The following is a 421-nucleotide window of genomic DNA, read 5'->3' on the forward strand; positions in this document are numbered from 1 at the left end:
TTTACCAGTAGTGCGGTTCTTTTTACCACTCTTTGCGGGAAGATTTACCAATGTCTGCGGAATAGTTTACCAGTAATAATTAAATGACCCCATTTCTACTCAACTTTTGAGTAGAAATGGGGTCAACATATTATAAATCTATTGGCTATGTCGTAAAAAGACTATTGGTCTAGTTATCTTGATTTAAACCTAGCTTTTCACGCATCGAAATATCTCCATCTATAAGTACATCATAAGAATTATGTATAATTCGATCAAGGATAGCTTCTGCTAAAGTACCGTCTCCTAGTTTCTCATACCAACCCGGAAAGTCGAACTGGGAACAGTAAATATTCGACTTCTGCGCTTCATAACGAGCGTTGATAATTTCCAGGAGTAATGTGGATTCTTCACTTGTGAGCTCATATAAGAGCCATTCATC

General features: G+C 37.1%; 1 protein-coding gene. It reads right to left on the reverse strand.

The genetic code is table 11. The features are described 5' to 3' along the window. Window positions 1–169: 169 nt before the first annotated feature. A partial coding sequence (locus ACEN3Z_RS11925) for an ATP-binding protein (RefSeq protein ID WP_407090992.1) occupies window positions 170–421 on the reverse strand: 252 nt, incomplete at its 5' end.

Origin of the sequence: Ruoffia sp. FAM 26254 (genome assembly GCF_045528545.1) — a bacterium.
Lineage (GTDB): Bacteria > Bacillota > Bacilli > Lactobacillales > Aerococcaceae > Ruoffia > Ruoffia halotolerans.